This window comes from Rhodoferax fermentans, assembly GCF_002017865.1.
Taxonomy (GTDB): Bacteria; Pseudomonadota; Gammaproteobacteria; order Burkholderiales; family Burkholderiaceae_C; genus Rhodoferax; species Rhodoferax fermentans.
The window spans coordinates 3,017,472-3,044,241 of sequence record NZ_MTJN01000002.1; the positions used below are offsets into that span (position 1 = coordinate 3,017,472).

General features: G+C 58.6%; 27 protein-coding genes and 1 tRNA gene. 13 read left to right on the plus strand and 15 right to left on the minus strand.

The genetic code is table 11. The features are described from left to right. Nucleotides 1-129: 129 nt before the first annotated feature. The gene (locus RF819_RS14130) at nt 130-435 is read left to right on the plus strand and encodes a hypothetical protein (protein WP_143541717.1); all 306 of its coding nucleotides are present in this window, start codon (nt 130-132) and stop codon (nt 433-435) included. Between the two features lie 677 nt (nt 436-1,112). On the opposite strand, the gene RF819_RS22040 is transcribed toward RF819_RS14130, so the two are convergent. The 5 genes from RF819_RS22040 to RF819_RS14155 all read right to left on the minus strand — a co-directional run bounded on the left by RF819_RS22040 (nt 1,113) and on the right by RF819_RS14155 (nt 5,254). Further along, nucleotides 1,113-1,307: a heme-binding protein gene (locus RF819_RS22040; protein WP_158081287.1), complete on the minus strand. Its 195-nt coding sequence runs from the start codon at nt 1,305-1,307 to the stop codon at nt 1,113-1,115. Nucleotides 1,308-1,336: 29 nt separating this feature from the next. Continuing rightward, on the minus strand, nt 1,337-1,732 hold the full coding sequence (locus RF819_RS14140; protein ID WP_158081288.1) for an SOUL family heme-binding protein: 396 nt from the start codon (nt 1,730-1,732) through the stop codon (nt 1,337-1,339). Between the two features lie 225 nt (nt 1,733-1,957). After that, the gene (locus tag RF819_RS14145; RefSeq protein WP_078365569.1) at nt 1,958-2,788 is read right to left on the minus strand and encodes a M90 family metallopeptidase; all 831 of its coding nucleotides are present in this window, start codon (nt 2,786-2,788) and stop codon (nt 1,958-1,960) included. Between the two features lie 410 nt (nt 2,789-3,198). Then, entirely contained in the window at nt 3,199-4,386 is a 1,188-nt protein-coding gene (bktB, locus tag RF819_RS14150; RefSeq protein WP_078365570.1) for a beta-ketothiolase BktB, read from the minus strand. Between the two features lie 112 nt (nt 4,387-4,498). Next, nucleotides 4,499-5,254 (minus strand): SDR family NAD(P)-dependent oxidoreductase, encoded by a 756-nt coding sequence (locus tag RF819_RS14155; RefSeq protein ID WP_078365571.1) that lies wholly within the window; start codon nt 5,252-5,254, stop codon nt 4,499-4,501. A gap of 92 nt (nt 5,255-5,346) precedes the next feature. On the opposite strand from RF819_RS14155, the gene RF819_RS14160 reads away from it, so the two are divergent. After that, nucleotides 5,347-5,664: an HPF/RaiA family ribosome-associated protein gene (locus RF819_RS14160; RefSeq protein ID WP_078366957.1), complete on the plus strand. Its 318-nt coding sequence runs from the start codon at nt 5,347-5,349 to the stop codon at nt 5,662-5,664. Nucleotide 5,665: 1 nt separating this feature from the next. Here RF819_RS14160 and RF819_RS14165 read toward each other — a convergent pair whose 3' ends face one another. The 8 genes from RF819_RS14165 to lptF all read right to left on the minus strand — a co-directional run bounded on the left by RF819_RS14165 (nt 5,666) and on the right by lptF (nt 14,811). Then, entirely contained in the window at nt 5,666-6,331 is a 666-nt protein-coding gene (locus RF819_RS14165; RefSeq protein WP_242472718.1) for an RluA family pseudouridine synthase, read from the minus strand. Further along, nucleotides 6,321-8,438, minus strand: a complete 2,118-nt coding sequence (locus RF819_RS14170; RefSeq protein WP_242472720.1) for a PAS domain-containing hybrid sensor histidine kinase/response regulator — start codon at nt 8,436-8,438, stop codon at nt 6,321-6,323. The genes RF819_RS14165 and RF819_RS14170 overlap by 11 nt, the downstream gene beginning before the upstream one ends. A 108-nt stretch (nt 8,439-8,546) precedes the next feature. After that, nucleotides 8,547-8,693 carry a hypothetical protein gene (locus RF819_RS21445; RefSeq protein WP_169906446.1) on the minus strand — a complete coding sequence of 49 codons (147 nt, stop codon included), beginning with the start codon at nt 8,691-8,693 and terminating at the stop codon, nt 8,547-8,549. A 55-nt stretch (nt 8,694-8,748) separates the two neighbouring features. Continuing rightward, nucleotides 8,749-10,383, minus strand: coding sequence for a bifunctional UDP-sugar hydrolase/5'-nucleotidase UshA (ushA, locus tag RF819_RS14175; RefSeq protein ID WP_078365573.1), 1,635 nt, complete (start codon nt 10,381-10,383; stop codon nt 8,749-8,751). An 88-nt stretch (nt 10,384-10,471) separates the two neighbouring features. After that, a complete protein-coding gene (locus RF819_RS14180) occupies nt 10,472-11,629 on the minus strand; it encodes a pyridoxal phosphate-dependent aminotransferase (RefSeq protein WP_078365574.1) in 1,158 nt (385 codons plus the stop codon). Nucleotides 11,630-11,631: 2 nt separating this feature from the next. Beyond that, complete coding sequence (locus tag RF819_RS14185) at nt 11,632-12,585, minus strand: CysB family HTH-type transcriptional regulator (protein WP_078365575.1); 954 nt, start codon at nt 12,583-12,585, stop codon at nt 11,632-11,634. Nucleotides 12,586-12,598: 13 nt separating this feature from the next. Further along, entirely contained in the window at nt 12,599-13,705 is a 1,107-nt protein-coding gene (gene lptG / locus RF819_RS14190) for an LPS export ABC transporter permease LptG (RefSeq protein ID WP_078365576.1), read from the minus strand. After that, entirely contained in the window at nt 13,702-14,811 is a 1,110-nt protein-coding gene (lptF, locus tag RF819_RS14195) for an LPS export ABC transporter permease LptF (RefSeq protein WP_078365577.1), read from the minus strand. The genes lptG and lptF overlap by 4 nt, the downstream gene beginning before the upstream one ends. 23 nt (nt 14,812-14,834) lie before the next feature. Between lptF and RF819_RS14200 the strand changes: the two genes are divergently transcribed. The 5 genes from RF819_RS14200 to RF819_RS14220 all read left to right on the plus strand — a co-directional run bounded on the left by RF819_RS14200 (nt 14,835) and on the right by RF819_RS14220 (nt 18,478). Beyond that, complete coding sequence (locus tag RF819_RS14200) at nt 14,835-16,289, plus strand: leucyl aminopeptidase (RefSeq protein ID WP_078365578.1); 1,455 nt, start codon at nt 14,835-14,837, stop codon at nt 16,287-16,289. After that, entirely contained in the window at nt 16,286-16,720 is a 435-nt protein-coding gene (locus tag RF819_RS14205; RefSeq protein WP_078365579.1) for a DNA polymerase III subunit chi, read from the plus strand. Before RF819_RS14200 ends, RF819_RS14205 begins: the two co-directional genes overlap by 4 nt. Next, nucleotides 16,717-17,028, plus strand: coding sequence for a hypothetical protein (locus RF819_RS14210; protein ID WP_078365580.1), 312 nt, complete (start codon nt 16,717-16,719; stop codon nt 17,026-17,028). Before RF819_RS14205 ends, RF819_RS14210 begins: the two co-directional genes overlap by 4 nt. A 129-nt stretch (nt 17,029-17,157) precedes the next feature. After that, a complete protein-coding gene (locus RF819_RS14215) occupies nt 17,158-18,285 on the plus strand; it encodes a branched-chain amino acid ABC transporter substrate-binding protein (RefSeq protein WP_078365581.1) in 1,128 nt (375 codons plus the stop codon). Nucleotides 18,286-18,388: 103 nt separating this feature from the next. After that, nucleotides 18,389-18,478: transfer RNA gene (locus RF819_RS14220), tRNA-Ser, on the plus strand. Between the two features lie 46 nt (nt 18,479-18,524). Here RF819_RS14220 and RF819_RS14225 read toward each other — a convergent pair. Next, nucleotides 18,525-19,688: a rhomboid family intramembrane serine protease gene (locus RF819_RS14225; RefSeq protein WP_200224056.1), complete on the minus strand. Its 1,164-nt coding sequence runs from the start codon at nt 19,686-19,688 to the stop codon at nt 18,525-18,527. 72 nt (nt 19,689-19,760) lie between these two features. Next, nucleotides 19,761-20,555: an XrtB/PEP-CTERM-associated transcriptional regulator EpsA gene (epsA, locus tag RF819_RS14230; RefSeq protein WP_200224058.1), complete on the minus strand. Its 795-nt coding sequence runs from the start codon at nt 20,553-20,555 to the stop codon at nt 19,761-19,763. A gap of 262 nt (nt 20,556-20,817) precedes the next feature. On the opposite strand from epsA (RF819_RS14230), the gene RF819_RS14235 reads away from it, so the two are divergent. The 6 genes from RF819_RS14235 to RF819_RS14260 all read left to right on the plus strand — a co-directional run bounded on the left by RF819_RS14235 (nt 20,818) and on the right by RF819_RS14260 (nt 26,761). Then, complete coding sequence (locus RF819_RS14235) at nt 20,818-21,345, plus strand: cyclic nucleotide-binding domain-containing protein (protein ID WP_158081289.1); 528 nt, start codon at nt 20,818-20,820, stop codon at nt 21,343-21,345. Nucleotides 21,346-21,490: 145 nt separating this feature from the next. After that, nucleotides 21,491-22,027, plus strand: a complete 537-nt coding sequence (locus RF819_RS14240) for an FxDxF family PEP-CTERM protein (RefSeq protein WP_143541718.1) — start codon at nt 21,491-21,493, stop codon at nt 22,025-22,027. 339 nt (nt 22,028-22,366) lie between these two features. Beyond that, entirely contained in the window at nt 22,367-23,158 is a 792-nt protein-coding gene (gene epsA, locus RF819_RS14245; RefSeq protein ID WP_078365584.1) for an XrtB/PEP-CTERM-associated transcriptional regulator EpsA, read from the plus strand. Next, nucleotides 23,151-24,572: an undecaprenyl-phosphate glucose phosphotransferase gene (locus tag RF819_RS14250; protein WP_078365585.1), complete on the plus strand. Its 1,422-nt coding sequence runs from the start codon at nt 23,151-23,153 to the stop codon at nt 24,570-24,572. The genes epsA (RF819_RS14245) and RF819_RS14250 overlap by 8 nt, the downstream gene beginning before the upstream one ends. Before the next feature lie 2 nt (nt 24,573-24,574). Next, nucleotides 24,575-25,801 (plus strand): XrtB/PEP-CTERM-associated polysaccharide biosynthesis outer membrane protein EpsL, encoded by a 1,227-nt coding sequence (gene epsL / locus RF819_RS14255; protein ID WP_078365586.1) that lies wholly within the window; start codon nt 24,575-24,577, stop codon nt 25,799-25,801. Nucleotides 25,802-25,813: 12 nt separating this feature from the next. Then, nucleotides 25,814-26,761 (plus strand): EpsD family peptidyl-prolyl cis-trans isomerase, encoded by a 948-nt coding sequence (locus RF819_RS14260; RefSeq protein ID WP_078365587.1) that lies wholly within the window; start codon nt 25,814-25,816, stop codon nt 26,759-26,761. Nucleotides 26,762-26,770: the final 9 nt, after the last annotated feature.

Genomic DNA, 26,770 nt, shown 5'->3' on the forward strand with positions numbered 1-26,770 from the left:
CGGGCCGCCCAAAGGGGGCGGGCGGGTGAGCTTCCTCCGCGCTACAAAAGCCGCTGCGATGTAGGCACCAGGCACCAAACCAACAAGCCACCGGACGTTAACGGACGTTCACAGCCTCGACTGCCCCCAGTGCCCCCACTCAAAAACGATCTGCCCCCACTTGGTTCGGGGGCAGATTTATTCAATGGTGACAACGACTTACAAGTGTTCTTGTTGTTTGCCCCCAGTGCCCCCACTTTTTTAGGTCGACACCCCGAAGAAAGACCAGCCCAAAGCCTGGCCAAATCAGCTTGGCGGGTGGGGGTGGGTGGCCGCTTGCGGCATCACCTCGACATGTTGCGCACCGCTTGGTGTGAGCTGGTGGCCAGCACCGCGACCACCTGGCACCGTGACACCGATGCGCCCAGCGCTGGCGCACCAACTGCCACAGACTGACCGCCCGGCCCGACGCGGCACACGCCTGCACGGTGGCGCCAGCCTGCCACGGTGCGCAGCGCCTGGGCTGATCTGGGCCGCGTGTGGGTGGCCGGGGGGTGGTCAAAAGTCTGGGCGACATAGGCCCTAGACCGATCGGTTACTTTTGTGCGCAACGCCGCGTAATGGGCAGGGGGAGGGGTTCGCCCTGCTGCCTTGGTGGCTGGTGATCCAGTCCAAGGGGTGGGGCGGGTCAAAAGTCCAGCGATTGCCCGCCGGAAACCGACCGGTTAGGATGATTTTTATGGAAACACGAAACTACCCCCTGGGGGTTTGATGCTGGTCAGTCTGATGAAGCATGGCCAGCGTCAAAACCGGGGTAGCAAATACAAAGCGGGGGAACAGGTGGGGGAACAAAACGAAAATCAAAAATGATAGCGCAAGCATTCATGCGGGTTTCAAGGCATCTTTCAATTGACCCCAGCCCATATAAGGCTCCACATAGGACCACAAACGACGAAAAACCTCTAAGCAATCAACGGCTTAGGGGTTTTTTTATTGTGCATGCGGGACAACATGAGCTGACTTTGCTGTCCAAACCCGACATCTGGTGATGGCGTGCGGCTGCGCCAGGGTGCTTCATTCACCATCGGCATATTTGAGACAAGTTTGTTTATCAGCTCTTCGTGTCAACACGCTCATGGCGAATTTTCCAGGTGCAGCCAAATTTCATTTCGCCGCAAAAACCATGGCGTGAACGGGGCGTTGTAACGGGAATACACGGCTTCGCCCACCCAAACCAGGTCAGCCACGCGCAAAGCAGTCTGTAGTTGGCTCAGATGTTCCTCATAGTTGGCATCTGACCAAAACCCTGAGTAGCGGATGACCGCCACGCGACTGGGCGCGATGTCTTGCAGCGTGATTAGCGGATGACCGCCACGCGACTGGGCGCGATGTCTTGCAGCGTGATCCGCGCATCCAAAGGCTCAGGCGCGCTGGCCATGGTGACGCCTTTGGGCAGAACGAACTGCACCCGAAAACCACCGGGTGCCGCTGTCTGGGTCACGGGCGCGGTCATATCCAATTTGACCGGTTCAGCCGCCTGCGTCACTGGCGCGGTCATTGCCAATTTGCGCTCGCCCTTGTTTTTGCCAAAGATGTAGCCAGCCAGAACAGGAAAGGCCTGACCGCCAGCGTCCGCTGCAGGCCCGGGTACCACGATCTCGGCGACGGTGTAGGCGTCGTAGTCGCGTACTTCGATGCCTTCAAACTTCCGGACGACCTTGTAGCTGGGTTCTTCGGTCGCGTGACTTGCCACGGGGATTGCAAACGCGACGAGGCCACACAGTACAGCCCCGGCAGCAACACCGTACCTCAGGCCTTGACAGGTTCGTACGCCGCATCGCAGTTGGCTGTTGATCTTCATGTGCGATGGTCCTCAGGGTTGTGGGATGTCAGTATGGGCTATTCATGGACGACAAGACGTGCGCCAGCGCACCAGACGCACACGATGCGTGAGACCAGATGAATGGCAGGGGCCAGCTCAATGCCAACTTGCGGGGTCCACCTTGTAGTAGCCCTTGAGCTCGTCGTACAGCGCGGGGTATTGCTCAGCCATCTCTGTGGCCTGCTCAAAAAAGGTTTCTGTGGCCACTGCAAAAAACTCTGCCGGGCTCTGGACGCCGTAGTGGTTGAACAGCCCCTGTTCGCCGCGCTGCACTTGGCTTTGCAGTTGGGCATAGGCTTGGCTGAACACCTGTTTCCAGCGCTGCGGGTTGTGCTGCGTATCGCCTGCCGCTGGCGGTGGCGCGCCCTGGGCGGCGCCGTTTTCCTGGTCCAACTGGTGAGCAAATTCGTGCAGCACCACATTGCGGCCATCATCGACCACCGCTGCACCCTCCAGAGTGTCTTGCCACGACAAGACCACCTGTCCTTGTTCCCACGATTCACCAGACAAGGCTTGGCGCTGGTCTTGCTGCACACCGATACCGTCGGTGACCGTGCGCTGAACGACAAACGCACCGGGGTACACCAGAATCTGCCGCACATGAGCGAGATGCGCCATGGAGCGATTCAAAACCAGCAAACAGGCTTGCGCCGCAATCACGACGCGCATTTCTTCAGTCACTTGCAAGCCATCACACCCGATGAAGGCTTTTTCTGCAATGAAGACTTGGATGCGCTTTTTCAGTTGCAGCTGCAAGTCCACCGGCAGACGCCGCAGCATGGGCACACGGCGCCGCAATACCTTGCGCCAATGCGCCGGAAAAGGATGTGTCAGCACCCTCCGCTGACGGTAGGCGCGAAGCCACGGTTGTCCCAGAAGCACAAGGACAAAACCCAAGGCCAAGGCACACAACAAGTAAAAGGCCACGTGTATCCCTTCTGGTCCAGTCCTAGACCAGACCGGTAGCTGGGATTGTTTCTGCGCTTTTCAATACAGACGTACTGTTTGATGCGTTGGAGCAGGCTTTGTTTGGCCGTCAGCCCGAGCGCTTAGGCGCCTTGACTCACCGGCGTACCTCTTGGAAAAGCACGGTGTCTCTGAACTGGTCACCCTCAGGCATAGAGCAGGTAGAACTTGGCCATGGCACAAATGGACCAGTCCACCCGTCAGAGTGCTACATTGGTCGAGCAGGCTGCCGCAGTCGCACATCAGCAGCCAATCAGCTAGCCGATGTTGTGCGCATCTTCTGCTTAAACGAGCTGGGTATGGGTCAACGCCGTCGTGGCTTGTTGGTCTTGACCACGGAAGTGTCGGGTCGTTAGAACTACCTGCCCGTATCAGCCTTGCCGCTCAAAAATGGCCGCAATTCCCTGGCCGCCGCCAATACACATGGTGACCAAGGCGTAGCGACCGCCAATACGTTCCAGTTCGTACAGCGCTTTGACCGTGATCAGTGCACCGGTGGCGCCGATAGGGTGACCGAGCGAAATGCCGGAACCGTTCGGGTTGACCTTGGCGGGGTCCAGGCCGAGGTCGCGGCTCACGGCGCAGGCTTGTGCGGCAAAGGCTTCATTGGCTTCGATCACATCCATGTCCTTGATGCTTAGACCGGCTTTTTTCAGGGCCATCTGGCTGGCGGGCACCGGGCCGATGCCCATGTATTTGGGGTCAACACCCGCATGGGCGTAAGCTACCAGGCGCGCCAGGGGTGTGAGACCACGCGCCTTGGCGGTGGCGGCCTCCATCACCACCACGGCGGCGGCGGCATCGTTGATACCCGACGCGTTGCCAGCGGTCACGGTTCCGCCTTCTTTCATGAAAGCTGGTTTGAGTTTGGCCAGTTCCGCCAAACTGCAGTTGGGGCGGAAATGTTCGTCGGCATCGAAGGCGACATCTCCTTTGCGGCTTTTTAAGATCACCGGCACGATCTGGCTCTTGAAACGACCTTCTTCGATGGCTCTTTGGGCGCGGTTGTGGCTTTCGACGGCCAGGGCGTCCTGGTCTTCGCGGCTGATGCCCCATTTGGCAGCGATGTTCTCGGCGGTCAGACCCATGTGGATGGTCTCAAACGGATCGTGCAGCGCACCCACCATCATGTCGATCATTTTGCTGTCGCCCATGCGCACACCCCAGCGCATGTTCAGGCTGGCGTAGGGCGCACGGCTCATGTTTTCGGCACCACCGCCAATGGCAATGTCTGTGTCACCCAGCAGGATCGACTGGCTGGCCGACACAATGGCTTGCAGGCCAGAGCCACACAGGCGGTTGACGTTAAAAGCCGGTGTGGTGTCGGGACAACCTCCGTAAATCGCCGCCACACGTGACAGGTACATGTCTTTGGGCTCGGTATTGACCACATGGCCAAACACCACATGGCCCACATCCTTGCCTTCCACCTGGGCACGCGACAGGACGTCGCGCACCACGTGAGCAGCCAAATCTGTCGGGGCAATGTCCTTGAGGCTGCCCCCGTAGGTACCGATGGCAGTGCGAACTGCGCTCACAACAACAACGTCTCGACTCATTCTTTGCTCCTCTGTGGTTTAAAAACATATCGTCGATTCATCTTAGCCGTTCACCCTGACAGGTGGCTACCCAGACAGACCCTAAATTCGGCCATATTCCTTGAAACAGTGGTTAATTGCGAACATCCGCCACCGGCAGCTCGCCAAAGTCCTTGCGATTCAGAAAAGCCAAGACCCGTGCCGCTGCGTCCTCGGCGCTGGTGAGTAGCTTGTTGGTTTTGAGCTGTGCAAAGTTGGCCTGGTCGGGGAACAGGACCGGGCTGGCGCTGCGCAGTTGGACCTGCATGTCGGTGTCAATCACACCCGGGGCCAGTGAACAGACTTTGGCGCCGTTGGGCAAGCCGGCTTCATCCAGGGCCAGGCAGCGGGTGAAATGGTCCAACCCCGCCTTGGCAGCGCAATACGCAGACTGCGAGGCCATGGGCCGGCGCCCCAGGCCCGAGGAGATGTTGAGCACCCGACGAGGTGTTTGCCAGGAACGGGTGCTGCTCAGAAAAGCCGCGGTCAATACCATCGGTGCTTCCAGCCCAACACGCAGAGCCTGAACCAGGTCAACCGGCTCGGAGTCGCACAGTGGCACCAAGGGGGGGATCACACCCGCGTTGTTGATCAGGGTGGCACCAGCGATGGCATCGGGATCGTGGGCCGCCAACCAAAGTTTGAGTTGTTCTGCAGCGGGCAATGGGTCTGCCAGGTCAGCCACATACTGGGTCAATGCTGCGCCGCGTTGCTGGGCCGTCTCAGCCAGATGGGCAGACCTGCTGCGGGAGATGCACAACAAGTCATGTTGCGGTACCAACAATTGTTCTGCCAGGCAATAGCCCATGCCGCGTGAGGCTCCGGTAATGATGAAAAGATGGCTTGTCATAGGTCGATGTGTTGATAGGTGTCAATGGACAGCTTGTCCCGCTGCCTATCATTGACGATAACCCAGCCCTTTGTTTTGACCAGGAGAAAAAAATGCTCGTCCAGATTCATACCGACAACCACATCGAAGGCACAGACGCTTTGGCGCAGTGGGCCAGCAGCAGCATCCAGGCTGCTTTGGCACGGTTCAGTGGCCAGATCACACGGGTGGAAGTCCATCTGAGTGATGAAAACGCGGGCAAGAAAAATACACAGGGAAGTATCCAATGCACCTTGGAGACCCGTCTGGAAGGCCATCAACCGCTGGTGTTGAAACACCAGGGTGCCAATTTGAACCAGGCCATCGAAGGGGCCACAGAAAAAATGGGCCGTCTGATCGACAGCACCCTGGGTAAAACCGCTCGCAGCTGAGCTAAAAAGGCGCCGGGCTCAGCCACCGCATCGGTTGATGGCTGACGGGGTGGATCAGGCCCAGTTCGGTGGCGTGTAAGAGCAAGCGTGGTGCTTTGGCTTGCACGTTGGGCGGGGCGTACAGCGTGTCGCCCAAGATCGGGTGCCCAATGGCTTTCAGGTGAACCCGCAGTTGGTGGGACCGCCCGGTGAGGGGTTCCAGCCGCAAACGACTGGTGCCAGAGGTTTCGTCCAGCGACACCACTTGCCAACGTGTCTGGCTGGGTTTGCCCAATTGGGCATCAATCACCCGCAGCGGGCGATGGGGCCAGTCCAGTGCGATGGGCAGATTGATCTCCTGCCACAGCCCGTCATCTTGCTGCTCCTGCGGTCGCAAGAGCCCGTCCACCACCGCCTCATACCGTTTGTGCACTGCGCGATTGGCAAAAGCGTCATTGAGCAGGCGCTGCGCAGCGGCACCCCGCGCCATCAGCATCAAGCCCGATGTCGCCATATCCAGTCGATGAACAATGCTGGCATCCGGATAACAAGCTTGTACACGCGAGGACAGGCAGTCCTGCTTGTCTTCCCCCCGACCTGGCACGCTCAGCAAACCCGAGGGTTTGTTGAGCACCAACAAGCTGTTGTCCTCGTACACCAGCGACAGCTCAGCCAACTCAGGCGCCAAAACGAGCTTCAGTCAAAAGTTTTTGAACCGTGTCGCACAGTTCCTCGATGTCATTGGGCTTGTGGATCAAGGCTCTGGCGCCAGCGGCCAGCGCATCACGCTCAATGTCCGGCGTCACGTAGCCTGATGCGAGAGCCATGGGCAACTTGGGCAAGAGCAAAGCAACATCCCGAATCAGGTCCACACCGCTGTAACCAGGCATGTTGTAGTCCGTCACCAGCAAGTCGGCATGGTTTGGGTCTGAGCGCAAGGTTTCCAGCGCGATTCTGGGATTGGTGAAGGTGCTCACCACATAACCGCGACGGGTGAGCAAACGGCGAACCAGAAAGACCAGGGCCTCATCGTCATCCACATACATGACCTTTTGACCGGTGCCCGCTGTGGCATTGGACGCTGTGGGTGGCGCGGCCAAGGCCACGGCCTTGAGCTGGGCCGTCTCCGGGGGAACCGGAAAATAAAGGGTGAAGGAACTGCCGCTGCCAGGGGTGCTTTGTACACGCACGCTGCCCTGATGTGCACGCATGATGCCGTGTACCACAGAAAGCCCCAGACCCGTGCCTTGGCCCACCGGTTTTGTGGTGAAAAATGGTTCAAAAACACGTTGCAAAATGGCCTCGGACATGCCCGCGCCGGTGTCGCTGACGGTGAGTTTGATGTGTTGCCCACGCAGGCCGCTGCGACGCTCGGACGGGTCGGTCAGGCTGCGCAGGCTGTAACCCAACTCCACCCTTATCGTGCCTTTGCGTTTGCCAATGGCATAGATGGCGTTGGTGCACAGGTTGAGCAACACCTGTTCAATCTGCGTGGCGTCTGCCATCACCGCCGGGGTGTCGGGGTCGATGTCCATGATCAGATCGACCTGCGGCGGCAGCGTGACCTTCAGCAGCCTGGCCGTTTCCACCACCACCTCGGCCAGTTGCAAGGGCACACGGTGGGGCGGCTCATTGCGGCTGAAGGTCAGAATCTGCCTGACCAGATCGCGTGCGCGCCGACCCGCTTTGTCGATTTCCATCAGGCTGGTGCTGACCGACGCATCCACCTGTGCATCCTCTCGCGCCAGTTCCACATTGCCCAAAATGGCACTGATGATGTTGTTGAAATCGTGGGCAATACCACCCGCCATGGTGCCGATGGCCTGCATTTTTTGGGATTCGCGCAGTTGTGATTCCAGCGCCGTGCGGTGCGCCTCCATCTTTTTCTGTGCGGTCAGGTCTCGGGCGAACAGGGTGACGATGTCGCCATCGGGCTGGTGGTCAAACGACAGGCTGATGTCCAGCGGAACGGTGTCGCCTTCTGTCGTGACACCTGACATCTCACCCAGCTGGGCATGGCTGGTGATGTCGCTGTAAGACAGGGCGCGCACCGCATCCGGCAAAAACTCCACCAAAAGCCTGCCAATCGCTTGCTCCGCCGGGCAATGAAACAGCGTGGCTGCGGTCGGGTTAAAAACGATGATGCGCTGGTTGCGGTCCACACAAATGATGGCGTCCAGCGACGAATTGATGATGGCCGCCAGGTGCGTCTTGCTCTGCAGCAACTCGGTGTTGCGCTGCTGCAAGGTGGCCGCACTGGCCTGCAAGGCGCTGCGCTGCGCCAGCAGGGGGCCCTGGTCAATGATGGCGCAGATAAAAACAGTGCGTTCGTCCTGGTTGGTGTCAATGCGTGAGATATGCAGGTCACCGGTGATGGTGCCATTGGAGCCACCCTCAAATTTCAGCTCGTTGAGTTCACAGGCCCCGTCGATCCTGGCAGTGGCAAAGCCTTTTTGCATCAGGTCCAGGTCATTGGCAGACACCAGGGGCTGAAAATAAGTCAGCGGTGGATCACTCTCGACCGGGCGCAGCAAGGCCAACGCACGGGCGTTGTTCTCCAGAATCTGGCCACTGTCATCCACCACCATCAAAGCCAGTGGCACATTGGAAAACAGCGAAACAAAACGCTCGTAGGCGTCTTCGGCGGCACTCTGACTGAAGCGCAAAGCCCGATTCTGGATCTCGAGCTCTGACTGGTAGTGGCGCAAGTCGTCGACCAGGCGCGCGGTGGACACACTGGCGCCCGCTGGAACCAGTCGCCGCTCAGGGCCACCCAGCCGTTTTTTGATCGGCAACAGATCACTTGTCGAGCGCCACCGCCCTCGCAAAGGTTTTCTCATAAGTCCTCAGATGTTGACAGCCCGTGCATTCTGTCAGCCATCGATCACAAGCTCATGACACGATCAACGTGGGGCGTTTTTGAGTTTGCCCCGCACCGGCACCACCGTGACCACGGTGGGGCGCACCGCATCGGCGGACACCGGTTTGGGGGGGGAGGTGTCTTTTTTGGGCTTTTTGACCATCTTGTTGTTTTGTTGACCTTTGGCCATGATTGTTCTCCTGGGTAAAAAAGCCTAAGCGCCGGTGTGGCGCGAAGTGTTTGGATTATCGGCGTACCACCGCGTTGCCCGGTTCAAAGTCGGCGACTTTCATGGGGCTGCTTTTGCTGATGAAGGCGCGCAATACGTCGGCATCCACAAAGCCGGTGTTGACAAAACTCGGGTGAGCACTGAGTTTGGGGTAACCGTCACCGCCACTGGCCTGGAAGTTATTGATCGCCAAGCGGTAGGTTTTGCCTGGCTGCAAAGCCTGGCCTGCCACACGCACCTTGCTGGCCTGGCCAGCCGCTATTTCCAGTTCAACGCCTGCAAACTGAGGGAAAGCACCAGAGCCGGGTGTCATTTTGGCTGCGGCATGCAGGTAGTCAGTCAATTCCTGGCCCGTCAGGTCCACGGTGCACACGGTATTGCCAAAAGGCTGGACTTTGAGCACGTCCTTGTAACTGATGGGTCCCGCGGCAATGGCGTCACGCACACCACCGGCGTTGACGATGGCCAGATCGGCCCGAGTTTTGTCCATCATGGCGCGGCCAACCAACACCCCCAGGTTGGTGGGCTGGCTGCGCACCAGCTTGCGGTCACCCTCGAGTCGCGCGTCGCTGGCACCGATCTGGACCTCGAGCTTGTCTTGGCCAAATTTCTGGTAGGGCGTCAGCAAGGCCAGCATCTCAGGGTTTTCGGCGATGACGCTGGTGTAAGGCACCAGGGCGGTCTTGCCGTCGGCGGCTTTCACCGGCTTTTTCAGGTTGACCGGGATCAGTGTGTAGTTCACCAGTTTGAACTCACCGTTGTGATATTCAAAGTCGGCCCGGCCCACGTACTTGCCCCATTCATGGGCTTGCACAATCCAGGCGCCGTTCTGGCGGTCTGGCTGACAGGCGGTGCCCGGCACATAGGCACGGTCAAGCACGTTTTCAGCCTTCATACAGGCCGGATTCTGGGTGTGGCCACCCACCACCAGATCAATGCCCGACACTGCGCGCGCCATTTCCACATCGCCTGCGGCTTGGTTGCCGTGTTGGCCGTTTTCATAGTGGCCCATGTGGGTGGCAGCAATCACCACGTCGGCCTGGCGGCGCAGCTCCGGCACCACTTTGCCTGCCTCGGTGATCGGGTTGCGGAAATCCAGGCGCGCCACGTTCTCGGGCAGCACCATCTTGCGGGTGTCTTCTGTGGTCAGGCCCATCACCCCAACGCGCAGGCCACCCAGGTTGAACACCTTGTAGGGCTCAAACATGCGCTGGCCGTTTTCATAAATGTTGGCCGAGAGCATCGGGAACTGCGCCAGATCGCGTTGCATCTTGAGCACCGACAGGGGTTTGTCAAATTCGTGGTTGCCCACCGCCATGGCCTGGTAACCCAACAGGTTCATGCCTTTGAAATCGGGCACCGCGTCTTGCAAATCAGATTCAGGAACACCTGTGTTGACGTCGCCACCGTCAAGCAGCAAGGTGTAGCCGCCTTGGGCCGCGACCTCACGGCGGATCTGATCCACCACGGTTTTGCGCGCCGCCATGCCGTATTCACCATCGCTGTTGTGCCAGAAGTGGCCGTGGTGGTCGTTGGTGTGCATCACCGTCAGACGGTAGGTTTTGTCGCGATCGGGCGCTTGTGATGCGCAGCCCGACAAAGCCAGCACAAGGGCCACAGACAGATAAACCGGGTGTAATTTCAGAGACATACAACAACTCCTTGGGTCGGTGAGGTGGGTGCAAAAATGGGCTCTAGCCCTTATTCATAAAGGGCAATTAGGTATATAAAAGATAGCGTCAACATCCAATGGCCTGGAGCTTTTCCAGCGCCAGTTCCAGCGTCTCTGTCTTCTTGGCAAAGCAGAAGCGGACCACCCGCTGGTCAAATCCGTCGCCATAAAACGCCGACAGCGGAATCGCCGCCACACCCACTTCAGAGGTGAGCCATTTGCAAAAGTCTGCTTCAGGCAAGTCGTTGATGGCCGAGGTTTCCACAGACTGAAAGTAGGTGCCTTCACATGGCAGCAGTTTGAAGCGGGTGTTGGCCAGACCAGCGCGAAACAGGTCGCGTTTTTGCTGGTAGAAGTCTGACAAACCCAGGTAAGGCGCCGGGTCGGCCATGTAGTGGGCCAGCGCGTATTGCACCGGGGTGTTCACCGTGAACACATTGAACTGGTGCACCTTGCGAAATTCGGCCATCAGCGCTGCAGGTGCCGCCACATAACCCACCTTCCAGCCGGTCACGTGGTAGGTTTTGCCAAAACTGGAGATCACAAACGCACGCTCAGCCAGGCCTGCAAACCGGGCTGCACTTTGGTGTACCTGGCCGTCAAACACCATGTGTTCATAGACCTCGTCGCTGATCAGCAGCACATCGGTGGGCGCCAGCAGAGCTTCGAGCTGCTGCATCTCCTGCGCTGTCCAGGTGGTGCCGCTCGGGTTGTGCGGGCTGTTGATCAGGATGGCGCGGGTGCGTGGTGTCAGGGCTGCGGCAATCCGTTCAAAGTCGGGGCGAAACGTGCCCGGTTTCAAAGGCACGCGCACGACCACACCACCAGCGAGTTCGATGTTGGGCACATAACTGTCGTAACAGGGCTCCAGCACAATCACCTCATCACCCGGGTGAACCACCGCGAGGATGCTGGTAAGAATCGCCTGTGTGGCCCCGGCTGTGATGGTGATTTCGCTTGCAGCCGAATAATCACGGGCGTAAAGTGCTTTCAACTTTGTAGCGACGGCTTCACGCAGCACAGGCACACCGGCCATCGGCGGGTACTGGTTCAGGCCCTGCTGCATGGCGTGGGTCACGGCGTCCACCAGTTGGGGGTCACAGGCAAAGTCCGGGAAACCCTGGCCCAGGTTGACGGCATTTTTCTCAGAGGCCAGCGCCGACATGACGGTAAAGATGGTGGTGCCGACGTTCGGCAATCTGGAGATCAGGGTAGGGCAGGGCATGCTCAGAGTTCGTAGTCGTTGATGTGGCCGGTCATGGCGCGTGCCACCAGGTGGCGATCAAGCCGGTTGCTCAGCAATTCGGCAAATTGGTAGACATATTGGCGCAGGTAGGCTCCCCGTTTGAAGGCCACCCGTGCCACGTTCTGGCCAAACAGGTGGCCAGCGGGTTTGATCACCAGTGCGCTGCTGCTGCCTTCTTCCAGCACGTCGCGCACCGACAGCTCGGCGGCAATGCCCACCCCCAGACCCAGGCGCACGTAGGTCTTGATCACGTCAGAGTCAATCGCTTCCAGCGCAATGCGGGGCTCCAGCTTGCGTGTGGCAAAAGCCCGGTCGATGCGGGTGCGCCCGCTGTACGAGGGGTGGTAGGTCACCAGGGGTTCCTTGGCCACGTCTTCCAAGGTGATGTGCTCCTTGGCGGCCAAGGGGTGGCCTGCTGGCAGCACCAACACGTGTTGCCATTCATAACAGGGCAGGGTGACCAGCTCGTCGTGGTTCGCCAGTGACTCGGTGGCAATGCCGATCTCGGCCACCTCGTCAATCACCATCCGTGCCACCTGGTCGGGGGAACCCTGGTGCAGGCTGATGTTGACCTTGGGAAAGTTCTGGCGCAGCTTGGCCACCGGCTCGGGCAGGAAATACCGTGCCTGGGTGTGGGTGGTGGCAATCGACAAGGTGCCACTGTCACCAAGGCAGTGCTGTTCCCCAATACGCTTGAGGTTGCCCACCTCACGCAGGATGATCTCGATGCTTTTGAGCACCTGCTGACCGGGCTCGGTAACCCGTTTGAGTCGTTTGCCGTGGCGCGCAAAAATCTCGATGCCAAGCTCATCTTCGAGCTCGATGATGGCTTTGGACACACCGGGCTGTGAGGTGTGCAGGGCTTTGGCGGCCTCGGTGAGGTTGAGGTTACGCCGGACAGCCTCTTGGACAAATCGGAATTGGTGCAGGTTCATGGTGAGTTGTCCACTATCGTCGCAGTACCAGCCAGGCAAATGCCGTCAGCGACAGCACCGAGTAGATGATGCCCGGCACTGCCGCCGCCAGCCAGGGTTCCCAGTTTTGCAGGTTGCCAATGAAGCCAAACACATTGTTGAGCAAAAAGAAGCTGATGCCTGCCATCACACCACCAAAAACATAGGTCGCAATGCCGCCCGAGCGGAAGTGAAGGTAGGCAAATGGCAAAGCCAGCACCACCATCACCAGGCAGCTCAGGGGGTAAAACACCTTGCGCCAGAACTCGATCTCATATCGCTGCGCGGTTTGCTGGTTGGCTTGTAAATGCTGGATGTATTGAAACAGGTCATAGGTGTTCATGTGCTCGGGCTTGAGCAGGGCGGCCGACACCATTTCGGCACTGATGCTGTTGGGCCAGCGCATGGAGGGCAAGCTCAGGCGCGCGATCTCGCCCCGGTCGGTGTCGCCGATGGTGAACTCGGTGCGGCTCACCTCATCGAGCATCCAGGCTTCGTCATCTTGAATGCGGGCAGATTTGCCCTGCGTCATCGAGGCCAGCATGCCGCGGTTGTTGAACTCAAAAATCCGCACCGACAGCAGGCTGCCGTCCGAGGCCAGCTTGCCGACATTCACCGCATAAGTGCCATAGGCTTGTCTTTCCTTGAGCCAGGCACCGGTCTGACCCACGGTGATGTGGCCGGTGTAACGCGCTTTCAGGAGCTGGGCGGCCCGGTCGGCCGCTGGGGAGGCGTAGTCGCCGATCGCAAAAGTCAGCAGCACAAAAGCCATGCCCAGCGTCAACAGCGCTTTCAAGGCCCGCCACGGGTCGAGCCCGCTGGTGCGCAAAATGGTGTACTCGGAGCTCTGCGCCAGCCGCGCCATCACAAAAATGGTGCCGATCAGCACCGCAATCGGCATCAACTCATACAGATGGTTGGGAATCATCAGCACCACATAGGTCAAGCCACGCAGCAGCGTGTAACCTTTGTCGGCGTACTGTGTCACCGCCTTGACTTCGGCAATGAAGTCGAAGAAAAAAAACAGCGACATAAAACCCAGCACCACGATGGATACGGCGCGGATCACCTCGTTGTAAAGAAGCCGTCGTAAGGTTTTCACCGGGCCACCTCCGTGCTGGTTGGGCGGCGTGGCAACAGGTTTTTCCAGTGCCAGTTGTTGTGACCTTTGGCCAGCCACAGTGTGGCCATCACAAACACACCGCCGTGCAGCAGCAAGAGGTAGCTTGTGAACGACAGCAGGCCCGCCGCGATCCAGCTTTGCCCCAGTTTCAACAGGTTGAAATACACCACAAAGGTAAACAGGGCCAGCACCACGTTGGCACTTTTATTGGCCCGAGGGTTCACGCTGGAGATCGCTACACCAATGATGACCAGGTTGATCGCAGCCAACATCAGCCCCAGGCGCCACGACAACTCGCCCAAATGCAAAGGCGTCAGCTTCTCCAGCAGTTCCAAGGTGGTCAGCGTGTCCACGGCGGTGATGGCGTCGTAACCTGTCACATTGCTGCTGATTTTGGCGCCGTACAGCTCGAAATCACTGACTTTCAGATTCTGGGCACCTACCGTGCTCTCCAGCCGTTGGCCGTTGCTGAGCATCAAAAACGGCCCTTGCGGCAGCAACTCGATGCGACCGCTGCGCGCCGAGGTCACGGTTTCTTTGCCACGCTCGGTCGACGCAATAAACACATTCGAGCCCGTCACCTGTCCTTCGGTGGTCTTTTCCACAAAAAAGACCCGGTTCCCGTTGCCAGACTCCTGAAACTGCCCGGGCTCCACACGGTCCAGATCACCACGCTGCTCATATTGGTCCCGCAGGTTCTCAATGCGCTGGTTGGACCACGGCAACACCAACAATGCCAATGCTGCCACCAACGCAAACACCGGCCAGGAAAAGCGCATCAAGGGTGACAGCAAGGTGCTCAGGCCTTTGCCGCTGCAAAACCAGATCACCATCTCGCTCTCTCGGTACATGCGCGACAGTGTCGCAATGATGGCAATGAACAGACTCATGGTCAGCAGGGTGGGCATATAAGCCAACACCGTGTAACCCATGACCAAGGTCACATCAGACGGGTTGAAGTTGCCGCGCGACGCCTGACCCAGCGTGCGGATCAGGGTCATGGTCGTCACCACCGTGACCAGCACAACCAGCGTTGCGCCAAAACTGCGGGACAACTCTTTGCGTAAAGAGGAATGGAATAACATGGCGCTAAAGGAAACCTGCGATTATGAACTTTGCTCTCAAAACTCTGGACCCAGCTCGCCTCATCAGCGAAAAAACAGATGCATTATTGGTTCTTTTGACCAAGGACTTCAAACCCGGCAAAGACGCCTTGTCTGTTCTGGTGGCCCGCGTGCTCAAAGCGGGTGATCTGAGCCCCAAAGCCGGGCAAATGCTCGACATCTACCGCCCCCAGGGCCTGGCCTGCGCACGGCTGCTGTTGTTGCATGTGGGGGAGGGCGCTGCCACCGAAGTGCGCAAAGCCGTGTCTGCAGCCTTTGGACTGCTCAAGCCCTCTAAACCAAAGGGTGTCACGCTATTGTTTTTAAATCAACCTGCAGCCCAGGCCCTGCGGGTGGCGGTCACCACACTGGCCGATGCCAGTTATGCCTACACCGCCACCAAAACCAAGGCAGAGCCGCGAAGCCTGGAAAAAGTGGATGTTGTTGTGCCCGATGAGTCCGCCCTGCGTACCGACTTCGAGCGCGCAGCGGCCGCAATTGCAGGGATTGAGCTGGCCAAAGAGTGGGGCAACCGCCCCGCCAATTACGCCACACCCACGCATCTGGCCGGGGTGGCGCAGGCGCTGGCCGAACTGCCCAAAATCAAATGTGATGTGCTTGGCCCCAAAGAAGTAGCCAAATTGGGCATGGGCGCCTTCCAGGCCGTGGCCCAGGGCTCTGACGAACCCTTGCGTTTCATCGTTTTGCGCTACAACGGTGCATCCAAGTCCACCGCACCGGTGGTGCTCGTCGGCAAGGGCATCACCTTTGACAGCGGTGGCATCTCCATCAAGCCTGCGGCCGAGATGGATGAGATGAAATTTGACATGTGTGGCGCCGCCAGCGTGTTGGGCGTGTTCCGTGCCCTGGCTGAGTTGCAACCCGGCATCAATGTTGTTGGCTTGATCCCTGCCTGTGAAAACCTGCCCAGCGGGCGCTCGGTCAAACCAGGTGACGTGGTCACCAGCATGGGGGGCCAAACCATCGAAATCCTCAACACCGACGCCGAAGGTCGGCTGGTTTTGTGTGACGCCCTCACCTATGCCGAGCGTTTTAAACCGCAAGCGGTTGTTGACATTGCCACCTTGACCGGTGCTTGTGTGATTGCACTGGGCGCTGTGCGCAGCGGCATGTTCACCGCCAACCAGGCCCTGTCTGCCGCCCTGGTGCAGGCGGGTGAGTCTTCTCAAGACCTGTGCTGGTCAATGCCGCTGGACGACGACTACGCCGAAGGCCTCAAAACCAGTTTTGCCGACGTGGCCAATGTGGGTGGACGCCCGGGCGGTGCCATCACCGCCGCCAAGTTCTTGCAACGCTTCACCGACAAGTTCCCGTGGGCGCACCTGGATATTGCTGGCACCGCGTGGAAAAGTGGTGCCGCCAAAGGTGCCACAGGTCGCCCGGTGGGTTTGCTGGTGGACTACCTCATGGCGCTTGACACGCGAGGCAAGCTGGCGTGAGCACTGCCGCCTTCCACTTCAACGTGGACAACCGCTTGCACTACACCTGCCGGTTGGTGCGCAAAGCGGTTGCGGCGGGCAATCGGCTGGTGGTGACCGGATCGCAGGACACCCTGGCACAACTTGACCGTGATCTGTGGGCCCTGTCTGCCACCGAGTTCCTGCCCCATTGCCACAGCTCTGACCCGGCACCGCTGGCACACCGCTCACTGGTGTTGCTGTGTGAGTCGCTGGACGGTGTGGCTGTGCGGGATGTGCTGATCAACCTTGCCGAGTCGGTACCGCAGGGGGCCCAAGAGTTTGAGCGCGTGATCGAGGTGGTGACGGTCGACCCTCTCGAGCGAAGCCAGGCGCGTCTGCGCTGGAAACACTACACCCAGGCCGGTTTAAAACTGGTACAGCACGATCTGGGCCACGGGGCTGCATCGTGACGACTCCCTCACGACCGCTGCCGCGTTTTATCCCGACCCTGACCGAGGTGGTTGACCCGGCCAGCCTCAACAGCACCGCGCGTCTGGCCAAACCCGAGGTCGAGACGCTCATTGATCAGGTGCAACGCCAAGTGCAACCGATTTTCGAGCGCAGGCTCCAAGAAGAGTTCGAGCGCCTGGTGCGCAGCCTGGTGGCCAAACAATGGGATGACGTGCGCGCCAGATTACAAAACGAGATGGACATGATGGTCCGCCAATCGGTGCTCGACGCCTTAGACAAGCAAGCTTCCCCAGACGCCACCAAGTGAGTTGGATCAAGACCGCCAATTTATCTTGAGGATCTTGGTGTCTACCCTATGAAGCTGGCGCAAATATTGCTGTATGGTTGATGTTGCTGAATTATTCAATTCACAATTATTTTTAACCTGGAGTTGTCTATGCAAATGAAATTGAAGTTGACTGTTGCCGCAGCCATTGCTGCTGTTGCTGGTGTTGCTCTTGCTCAAGAAGTGGTCAAAATTGGTCACGTGGCTCCCATGTCCGGTAGCCAAGCCCACTACGGCAAAGACAATGAAAATGGCGTGCGTATGGCCATTGAAGACCTGAATGCACAAAAAGTGGTCATCGGTGGCAAAACCATCAAGTTCGAAATTGCAGCTGAAGACGACGCAGCTGACCCAAAACAGGGCACAGCTGTTGCACAAAAACTGTGCGACGCCAAAGTCGCTGGTGTGGTGGGTCACTTGAACTCCGGCACAACCATCCCGGCAGCAAAAATTTATAACGACTGTGGCATCCCTCATGTCACTGGCGCTGCAACCAACCCCAACCTGACCAAACCAGGTTACAAAACCACCTACCGCATCATTGCCAATGACAACGCTTTGGGCGCTGGCTTGGCGTTTTACGCGGCAGACACCCTGAAACTCAAGAAAATCGCCGTGATCGATGACCGTACAGCCTACGGCCAAGGCGTTGCTGAAGTGTTTGCAAAAATTGCAAAGACCAAAGGCATCGAAATTGTTGATCAGCAATTCACTACCGACAAAGCCACCGACTTCATGGCCATTTTGACCGCCATCAAGTCCAAGAAACCTGACGGCATCTTCTACGGCGGTATGGACGCCCAAGCCGGTGCCATGTTGCGCCAGATGGACCAACTGGGTCTGTCCAGCGTCAAATTCTTTGGTGGTGACGGCATCTGCACCACCGAAATCGTCAAGATCGCTTCGGGTGCCAAGAGCCTCGAGGGTGTGATCTGTGCTGAAGGTGGTTCGTCCATCGCCAAAATGCCAGGCGGCACCGCCTGGAAGGCCAAGTACGACGCCAAGTTCCCAGGTCAGTTCCAGATCTACAGCCCGTACACCTACGACGCGGCTTTCGTTTTGGTAGATGCTATGAAGCGTGCCAACTCGACCGACCCCAAAGTGTATGTGCCGAAAATCATCGAAACCAATTACAAGGGTGTGACCGCCAACATCGCGTTTGAACCTTCTGGTGAGATGAAGAACCCCTCCATGACCTTGTCCACTTACAAGGACGGCAAGAAAATTGCCCTGAACTGATCAGTCAGACCTCTAAAAAAGCCACCTTCGGGTGGCTTTTTTGTTGTCTGCTTTTCTGCTGAAAGCAAAAACAGGGCTTTGCGTCGGCTAAAATAGCGGGCTCGGAGCGGTGGATGAGTGGTTTAAGTCACACGCCTGGAAAGCGTGCGGGGAGTAAAATCCCCCGGGGGTTCGAATCCCCCCTGCTCCGCCAGACAGTCAGATAAAAAAGCGCCTTTTGACAGGCGCTTTTTTTTATGTCAATCACTCTGTCCCTGAGTTTTGCGGGCTGGAGCTTGCCTCAAAGGTGGCTGGCGTGGCACGGCCGGTGGCTTGGTCAGTGCCTTGTTGATCCTTCCAAAATTCTTGCTACGCAGATCTTGTGCCACCTCATGTGAGGCCTGCGCACGGGCCGACGCGTAATCCTGCAGGGCTTCCAGGGTTCGGGCCGACGGTGCCTGGGGCCCCGGGTCGGCCGCCATCAGCTGCTCAAAACTGTCCACATAAAGACGCGTCACCCGCTCGTCAATCTTGCCCGCCAACTCGTCAAACGACACACCTTGTTGCCGACCCTTCGCCAGAATCGATCCCCATTGGGCCGTTGCCATCCGGTCAGCATTCAAAAACTGCTGTATCGCGGCACGTGCCCGCATCTCATTGCCCATCAGGTAACGTGGTTCGGGCAGTCGCTGCAGCAAAACGGTTACCCCCACAAGCAGACAAACAGCCGCCCACCAGCGTCTTGGCACTGGGCTGCTTGCTGACAGGGGGCGCGCCAGCAAACTGCCAAAAAGCGCCCCGCCAGCCAGCCCCCCCAGATGCGCTGCATTGTCAATACCACGCACCACCTGGCCCATCACCAGCGTCAGCACGGTAAAAATCACCGCTGCACCAAACACCCATCTGAACTCGCGCCGCTCCACCTGCCTGCGCTCGCGCACCAAAAACACCAGCAGCGCCCCGTACAGCCCAAAAATGGCCCCCGACGCCCCGCCCGATACGGCCTGATTGCCCTGTACCACCAAAGACAGCAGGTTGCCCAGCACACCGCCGCCCAGGTACAGCAGCAAGAACCGCCACCGCCCAAACAGGCGTTCCACCAGCCGGCCCACCTCCCACAGCGCCAGCATGTTCAGGCCCAGGTGCAACACCCCAAAGTGCACAAACATTGCTGTGACCAGTCGCCACCACTGTCCGTCCTGCGTGGCCGGGCCAAAGTTGGCCCCCCAAGCCAGCGGCACCGTGGTCGAGGTCTGCCACACACTGCCCCCAAAAGCCAGCATCAGGGCAAACACGCCCAGATTCAACAGCTGCAAGCAGGTCGTCACCGGCACCTGCCCGGGGCGGCTCGCCATCAGCGCAGACAAATCCACGTGGGTTGCGCTGGCATACGGTGCGGCCGGTCGAGGTGCTTGGTCAGTCATATCAGTCCGAATTACAACGCATCGCTGCCAAATGCCTGCGGGGCAGGGCGCCTATTGCCCTTTGGCAGGTAGCTAAGTGCACAACGCCTTGAACTTGCTTACCGCCTGCGCCCGGTTGATCACATCAAGCTTCTTGAACACCCGCTGCATGTGGTTCTTCACGGTAAATTCGCTGATGTTCAGGATGCGGCCAATGTCGGAGCTGGTCTTGCCCAGCGCTACCCAGAACATGATCTCCACCTCACGGGTAGACATGTTGTGTCCCGGCTTGAGCGTGTTCTCCAACTGCGCATGGTTCAAAGGCCCTGAAGCCAGTGGCTGCTCCGGCAGATGGCTTACCTGGCGCAAAGCCACGTCAATGTGCGGCAGCATCACCCCCACATTGGTTTTGTCTGCCTCGCTGTAGGTTGGTCGGGTGCTGAAGGTGACATACAGACACTCAATCCCATTGCGTTCATCGCAAAGTCCATGCACCAGCGCACTGCGCATGGACTTCAGGGCGCCCCCCAACAAGGCCTGAAGCAATTTCTCCTTGGGCAAAAAACCGTTTTCCCCCACTCTCAAGGCGCAGGGGTTCCTGCCATAGTCCACCCAGTGGCGGTAAATCCACATCAACATCGGCTTCAGCGAGTCCACATCCGCATGCTGCGTGCGCGCACCCGCCATGGGCGAAATCACGTCATGCTGGATGACACCATCCGTGAAATTTCCCCACGCAGCAACCATCACCTCATGTGGCAGGTAATACTGCATCTCACCCTGCAGCCAGATCAACAAATCGAAATGGGTGCGAACGTCTCCCGCTTGTGACACGATTCTGTGGAAGTGGAGCACATCCGCCGGGGTAGAGAGTTGAAACTGTTTCAAAATTTGAGGCAGATCCGTGTCAGATTGCGCCAGCCCATCTGGCGCCAAAATCCGCAATGCATGCAAAATTTTAGGTGCTCCCCAAAAGACAAAACCCGCCAATCAGCCCGACGTGAAACTTAAACAACACTGGTTGTTGCCCATCCTCATGGGCAAAACCGGTTTATTCAGCCTCAATAGCCCATTAAGACTATTGTTACCTCTTCCGAGATCACGCCACAATTGATCCTTTGTCATGTTGTTTGCAGGGAGTGCTCCGGTTATGAATTCACAGTTTGCAGAGTTCCAGCCCGACGTTGAGCCTCTGGGCACAGTGACAGACCATGTCAACGAATTCATCAACGCCGTCCAATCCAGTACCCTGATCGAGGGCCTGACCCGCGAAGAAACCGGTGTGCTTGGGGAATACCTGGCGTGTTTTGGTGTGCCGCGCCACTCCACCGTGTTGCGTGAGGGCGATGGTGGCGACTTTCTCGCCATTCTGATCACTGGCAGTGCAGTCATCACCAAGCGGCATGGCGACGTTGAAAAAATGGTGGCCACACTGCGTCCTGGCGACATGGTTGGCGAGATGTCCATGATCGACGGCCAGACACGTTTTGCCAGCTGCGTCACCACCTTGCCCAGCGACTTTGCCGTACTCACCCACGACAAGTTCAAAGCCCTGCTGGCAGACCACCCGGCGCTGGGCAACAAACTCCTTCTCGCGCTGCTGCGCACCGCCACGGTTCGCCTGCGCCATGCCACGCAGACCATGTTGCCGAACCTCACAGACGTTGGTTTTGTCTGAAACCACCTTTCAAGCTACTTTTATCCGCATTTCTTGTGGCTCAGACTGCCAAATTAGTCCGAATGGACTATTGGCACGGGTTTACCCGGCCTTTACTATCACCCCGAAGCCTGTTATTTCGACGGGCACCATTCAAGGAGTTGCCATGAAAACGACCCAGTTGCTCAAAAGCATTGCCGTAGCGACAGCGCTTGTTGGCGCCAGTTTGAGCGCCAGTGCTGCTACCCAGTCCTTGGGGCCACTTGTTGCTGGTCAAGCAAAAGCGTTCAGCGGTTACGCACCGGTTGGTGCGTTTGCAGACACCATTACCTTTAGCTTGCCCACCAATTCTGGTTCAGGGTACAGCGTGATCGACTTTGCAACACCCAACAATGTCTTGCATACAGTTTTTACTGCGATCAGCCTTTTTTACAACCCAGATGGTGTCATTGGTGGCAATGATTCATTGGTAGCGTCCTCCGTGAGTACTAACAACGAACTCAGTTTGACTCTTGGTTCCCTCGCAGCGGGTTCTTACTATCTGAATATCTATGGGTCAACCGTTGGCACCCTTGGTGGTGGTTACTCTGGTGCTATCAGCGTCACCCCCTTTACAGCTCCCGTCCCCGAACCCGAAACATTCGCCATGCTGCTGGCAGGTCTGGGTGTGATGGGTGCCATTGCACGCCGCCGCAAGATCTGATCTGACCGGTCAGAGCCCCGGCTCAAACTGGCTGCTGTCCCCAGCGGCCTTTTTTTTGCGTGTAAACAACAGATGTCAGAATTGTTTCAATTTTTGACATCTGTTTTTTGTGACTTGATTTGGCTCAAGTTAGAGTTTTTCGTCGCATAATCATAAATTTTATTGATTTATGTCAAATAGTTGAGGGAAAGTCGCTATTTGAGTCATAGGGCTGCCACAAAGTGGTCACGGCGCTTGCATAGACTCCGGTCAAGCTTGTGTCGGCTCCAGCCTGAGGTCTACTTTTTTAGATGCTTTGCCGCGCAATGCTTGTTCGAAAGCGCGTCAAAGGTTGTCTCCATGGGATATTTGCAGTCACTGTCACCGGATGAAATCCACCATTACCACCGCATGCTCACACGGTCTGTCGAAGTGCGCAGCCACTACGACATGCTTGTCTGGCTCCAGGGCGACATGCAGCACTACATTGCGCACGACATCATGATCACCGCATGGGGCGACTTCAGCAGCCAGAGCATTCAGCACAACATCATTTCCAGAATGGCGGGCGTGCGCTCCCAAAGCATTGATTCCGTGGCGATCAGTCCCTTATTGCTGCAACTGTTTGCTCGCTGGGCCGAATTCGGCAGAAAACCCTTTTCCATCAACGTGGGTGACACCGGCTTCGAAATCAATCAATCTGGTGCAAAAAATGCTTTGAAGGATGCACTTCAAACCATGCGCTGTGCTTTGGTGCACGGCATCAAAGACCATCGCAGCAAACACGATTGCCTTTATGTTGCCTTCAGTGTCAAACCGTCTTTCAGCGAAACCGAGCGCAGCATCATGGCGCTGGTGTTACCCCACCTCGACTCTGCATTGCGACAGGTGGCCCACCTGCCGCACCAGACCCAGCCCATCGATGCCAGCCCGGTCGAAGCCCAGCTGCAACACGACTTTGGCCTGTCTGAGCGCGAGGCCGAAGTCCTGCACTGGGTTGCTGCTGGCAAAACCAACCCGGAGATCGGCATGATCCTCGACATCAGCGCCTACACCGTCAAAAACCACCTGCAGCGCGTGTTCAAGAAACTCGACGTGACCAACCGCGCCCAGGCGGTCAACAAAATCAAGACCCTGCTCGGCGATGTTTAAAGCCAACCCGTCCCTGTCAGCCGCCTCGTATTTCAAGCGAACCGACCCTCAATACATGGGGCGCGACAGCCTGCTGCGCCTGCTGGAGGCCACGCTTGAGCCTGCCGCCATCGTTCTGTCGCTGTGGGCTGCCGCCTGGTATGTAGACGGTGCCATAGATCCGCCCTACATGATCCTGTCGCTGCTGGTGTTTGCGCTGACCTTCCCGGGCCAGTCGCGGCTGCACGAGTCCCTGTTTGCCATCACCGCCAACACCCTCATCAACTGGGCGGTGGTAGCCGGTTTGCTGCTGCTGGTGGGCTGGGCCACTCGTTATTACCGAGAGTTCTCCACCGACGCCATCTACCACTGGTTGTGGATGGCACCGGTTGCCGAACTGGGCGCCTGCCTGACACTGCGCCGCCTGGCACCCAGCCTGCTCAAACTGCAGGGCCCACCCGAGCGCGCCATCATCGTAGGCATGAACGACCAGGGCTTGGCCCTGGCCAACAACATCAAGGCCGCCCGTTTCTCGCGCATGGAGCTCACCGGTTTTGTCGACAGCCGCGACACCAGCCGCCTCAACGTCACCAACGCGCCGCCCCTGTTGGGCAAGATCGACCAGCTGGCCGACATCGTCAAGGCCCGCCAGATCAACCTGATCTATCTCTCCTTGCCCATGGCCTCGCAGCCGCGCATTCTGCAAATCCTGGACGACCTCAAAGACACCACCGCCTCGGTCTACTTTGTGCCCGACATGTTTGTCACCGACCTCATCCAGGGCCAGCAAAGCACCGTGTGTGGCATGCCGGTGATCTCGGTCTGCGAATCCCCGTTTCAGGGCAAAAACGGCTTTGTCAAACGCGCCAGCGACATCGTTTTGTCCATCCTCATCCTGCTGCTGATTCACCCCGTGCTGATTGGTATTGCGCTGGCGGTCAAGCTCACTTCCCCCGGGCCGGTCATCTTCAAACAACGCCGCTACGGGCTGGATGGTGAAGAAATCCTGGTCTACAAGTTCCGCTCCATGACGGTCACCGAAGACGGCGGCACCATCAAACAGGCACAAAAGAACGACTCCCGCATCACCCCGCTGGGCGCCGTCCTGCGCCGCACCTCGCTTGACGAACTGCCCCAGTTTGTCAACGTGCTGCAAGGGCGCATGAGCATCGTCGGGCCGCGCCCACACGCCGTAGCCCACAACGAGCTGTACCGCAAACTCATCAAAGGCTACATGGTGCGCCACAAAGTCAAACCCGGCATCACTGGCTGGGCGCAGGTCAACGGTTTCCGTGGCGAGACCGACACCCTCGAGAAAATGCAGGGCCGCATCGACTACGACCTGGACTACCTGCGCAACTGGTCCCTGCAGCTTGATCTGCACATCATCCTCAAAACCGTGCGCCTGGTCTCCAAAGACCAAAAGGCCTACTGATCATGGTGGCGCGATTGACCTTGCCCCGTGTCTTGCTGCTGCCCGCTTTTTGCGCGGGCCTGGCCGGTGCCGCCTGGGCGCAGCAGGCTGAGCCCGGCCTGCACCTGCGCGCCAGCGAAACCCTCATGCGCGACGACAACCTGTTTCGCCTGCCTGACAACGCCAACGTCAAAGCCAGCACCGGCAAAGACAGTGCCTCTGAGAACATTGGTGTCACCACATTGGGGCTGAGCTACAACAAGGCCTACAGCCTGCAGCGCATCGAGCTTGACCTGAGCCTGGTCGACTACCGCTACCAGAACTTTGACTACCTCAGCTTCACCGCCCGCAACTACGCAGCCGCCTGGCGCTGGAGCGTCACACCCCGCCTGCACGGCAGCCTCAGCGCCAACCGCCAGGAAACCCTCAACAGCTTTTCTGACAACCAAGACAACACCGTGCGCACTCGGCGCAACCTGCGCACCGACACCAGCACCGGCTTTGATGCGCTCTACGAACTCAGTGGCGCCTGGCGCCTGCTGGGCGGCGTCTCGCAGCGCAAACAGGTCAACGAACAGGCCTTGCTGGCCGACAGCGACTACAACGTCCGCTCTGCCAATGTAGGTGCACGTTACGACTACCCATCTGGCAGCAGCCTGAGCTACCGCGCCACCGCCTCCAATGGCCGCTACCTCAACCGCAGCCTGGGCGCCACCAATCTGGTGGACGACCGCTACGACCAGACCGAGTCCGAGCTGCGCCTGCGCTGGGTGATCAGCGGCAAACTCACCGCCAATGCCAACGTCGGTTATGTGCAGCGCAGCCACCCGCACGTTGCACAGCGCGACTTCAGCGGCACGCAGGCGGGCGCCAGCCTCAACTGGTCCCTCAGCGGCAAAACCAGCCTCACAGCCGATATCTCGCGCAGGTTAGGTGCCTACCAGACCAGCTACGCCAACTACAGCCAGACCGACAAACTCTCGGTTGGCCCCAGCTGGCAGATCAGCCCTAAAACCGCGCTCAGCCTGCGCTACGACCTGTCTCACATCGAGTACCTTGACGCCCCCACCGGTGCCTCGGCAATCAGCCGCCAAGACACCGTGCGCGACACCACCCTCAGTCTGGCCTGGCAGCCCACCCAGTCTGCCACCCTCAACGCCTCTTTCACCAACGCCACCCGAACCTCCACGCTGCCTGGCATTGACTACCGTAGCCAAATGGCCAGCTTTTCAGCCAACTACAGTTTTTAAAACCATCACGCCATGACATTCACGCCCCGACTGTGTCTTACCCTGACCCTCACCGCCCTGGCCCTGAGCCTGGCCGCCTGTGGCAACAAAGACGACAAACCCGCCGCCACCCAAGTGGCCGCCAAAGTAGGCTCCGAAGAAATCTCGGTGCACCAGATCAACCAGGTGTTACAGCGCACCAACACCGCCGGTGCCACGCCCGAAGCCGTCAAGAACCTCAGCCGCGAGGTGCTTGAGAAACTCATCGACCAGCAGCTCGCGGTTGACCAGGCCAACGAATCCAAATTGCACCGCTCGCCCGAGGTGGTGGCCCAGATCGAAGCCGCCCGGCGCGACATCCTGGCGCGTGCCTACTTGCAAAAACTCGCCGCCGGTCTGCCCAAACCCACCCCCGAAGAGGCCAAAACCTACATCACCGAACACCCACAACTGTTTGCCGAACGCCGCATCTACAACTTGCAAGAAATTGTGCTGCCACCCCGTGCGGGCGCAGACGCTGTGGCCAACCAAATGCGCAGCCTGCTGGCCGCTGGCAAATCCATGGAAGAGATTGCGACCACCCTCAAAACCCAGGGTGTGGCCTTCAACGCGGGCAGCGCCACCCGCTCTGCCGAGCAGATCCCGCTGGAAGTGCTGGCCAAGTTGCACACCGTCAAAGACGGCCAGAGCCTGGTGATCGAAGCGCCCCGGTCTGCCACCCTGGTGCACGTGGTGTCCTCACAGCTGTCGCCAGTGACGGAAGCCGCAGCCCTGCCGCGGGTAGAGCAGTTCCTGGCCAACCAGCGCGCCAACGAAGCCATTGCGGCCGACATCAAACGCCTGCGCAGCGCCACCACCATCACCTACATGGGTGAGTTTGCCAACACACCTGCCCCCGCCAGTCCTGAGCAAAATCAGGCCCCAGCCCCCGCTGCGTCTGAGCCTACAGCTATAGATAAGGGAGTTGCCGGGCTCAAGTAAGCTCTGCCA

Bases quoted from the DNA above. Each gene is read 5' to 3' on its own strand.
- bktB (WP_078365570.1), bottom strand. From the start codon at position 4,386: ATGAGTCGAGACGTTGTTGTTGTGAGCGCAGTTCGCACTGCCATCGGT.
- RF819_RS14155 (WP_078365571.1), bottom strand. From the start codon at position 5,254: ATGACAAGCCATCTTTTCATCATTACCGGAGCCTCACGCGGCATGGGC.
- RF819_RS14160 (WP_078366957.1), top strand. From the start codon at position 5,347: ATGCTCGTCCAGATTCATACCGACAACCACATCGAAGGCACAGACGCT.
- RF819_RS21445 (WP_169906446.1), bottom strand. From the start codon at position 8,693: ATGGCCAAAGGTCAACAAAACAACAAGATGGTCAAAAAGCCCAAAAAA.
- ushA (WP_078365573.1), bottom strand. From the start codon at position 10,383: ATGTCTCTGAAATTACACCCGGTTTATCTGTCTGTGGCCCTTGTGCTG.
- RF819_RS14180 (WP_078365574.1), bottom strand. From the start codon at position 11,629: ATGCCCTGCCCTACCCTGATCTCCAGATTGCCGAACGTCGGCACCACC.
- RF819_RS14185 (WP_078365575.1), bottom strand. From the start codon at position 12,585: ATGAACCTGCACCAATTCCGATTTGTCCAAGAGGCTGTCCGGCGTAAC.
- lptF (WP_078365577.1), bottom strand. From the start codon at position 14,811: ATGTTATTCCATTCCTCTTTACGCAAAGAGTTGTCCCGCAGTTTTGGC.
- RF819_RS14200 (WP_078365578.1), top strand. From the start codon at position 14,835: ATGAACTTTGCTCTCAAAACTCTGGACCCAGCTCGCCTCATCAGCGAA.
- RF819_RS14215 (WP_078365581.1), top strand. From the start codon at position 17,158: ATGCAAATGAAATTGAAGTTGACTGTTGCCGCAGCCATTGCTGCTGTT.
- RF819_RS14225 (WP_200224056.1), bottom strand. From the start codon at position 19,688: ATGACTGACCAAGCACCTCGACCGGCCGCACCGTATGCCAGCGCAACC.
- RF819_RS14235 (WP_158081289.1), top strand. From the start codon at position 20,818: ATGAATTCACAGTTTGCAGAGTTCCAGCCCGACGTTGAGCCTCTGGGC.
- RF819_RS14240 (WP_143541718.1), top strand. From the start codon at position 21,491: ATGAAAACGACCCAGTTGCTCAAAAGCATTGCCGTAGCGACAGCGCTT.
- epsA (WP_078365584.1), top strand. From the start codon at position 22,367: ATGGGATATTTGCAGTCACTGTCACCGGATGAAATCCACCATTACCAC.
- RF819_RS14250 (WP_078365585.1), top strand. From the start codon at position 23,151: ATGTTTAAAGCCAACCCGTCCCTGTCAGCCGCCTCGTATTTCAAGCGA.
- epsL (WP_078365586.1), top strand. From the start codon at position 24,575: ATGGTGGCGCGATTGACCTTGCCCCGTGTCTTGCTGCTGCCCGCTTTT.
- RF819_RS14260 (WP_078365587.1), top strand. From the start codon at position 25,814: ATGACATTCACGCCCCGACTGTGTCTTACCCTGACCCTCACCGCCCTG.